At 51.1% G+C, this 619-nt stretch carries 1 protein-coding gene and 1 pseudogene; both read left to right on the forward strand.

The window, feature by feature from the left end; genetic code table 11:
• Nucleotides 1-105: pseudogene (locus BEB54_RS29095) on the forward strand (peptidase); the annotation flags it as partial.
• A partial coding sequence (locus BEB54_RS28195; RefSeq protein ID WP_105282348.1) for a Y-family DNA polymerase occupies nucleotides 105-619 on the forward strand: 515 nt, incomplete at its 3' end. The pseudogene BEB54_RS29095 and the gene BEB54_RS28195, both read left to right, overlap by 1 nt.

The following is a 619-nucleotide window of genomic DNA, read 5'->3' on the forward strand; positions in this document are numbered from 1 at the left end:
GAGCCGGTTTCAGACAGCCCGGAGTTCCGCACACTGTATCCGGAAAACATCTGTATTTTTGGTGTTGTCACTCACGTGATACACAGGACGCGGGAGTTACGCTGATGTTTGCACTGGCTGATATCAACAGTTTCTACGCCTCATGTGAAAAAGTTTTCCGCCCGAACCTTCGCAACGAACCGGTCATCGTACTCAGCAATAACGATGGCTGTGTGATCGCGCGCAGCCCGGAGGCAAAAGCCCTTGGTATCAGAATGGGGCAGCCCTGGTTTCAGGTGAGACAAATGCGCCTGGAGAAGAAAATACATGTATTTTCCAGCAATTATGCGCTGTACCACAGCATGAGCCAACGGGTTATGGCTGTTCTGGAGTCGCTTTCTCCCGCAGTTGAGCCCTACTCAATTGATGAAATGTTCATTGATTTGCGGGGGATAAATCATTGCATCTCTCCGGAGTTTTTTGGTCATCAGCTCAGGGAACAGGTAAAGAGCTGGACAGGACTCACCATGGGGGAGGGCATTGCGCCTACAAAAACGCTGGCTAAAAGTGCACAGTGGGCAACAAAGCAATGGCCACAGTTTTCCGGTGTGGTCGCGCTGACGGCAGAAAACCGTAATCG

This window comes from Escherichia sp. MOD1-EC6021 (assembly GCF_002965245.1).
Classification (GTDB): Bacteria; Pseudomonadota; Gammaproteobacteria; order Enterobacterales; family Enterobacteriaceae; genus Escherichia; species Escherichia coli_F.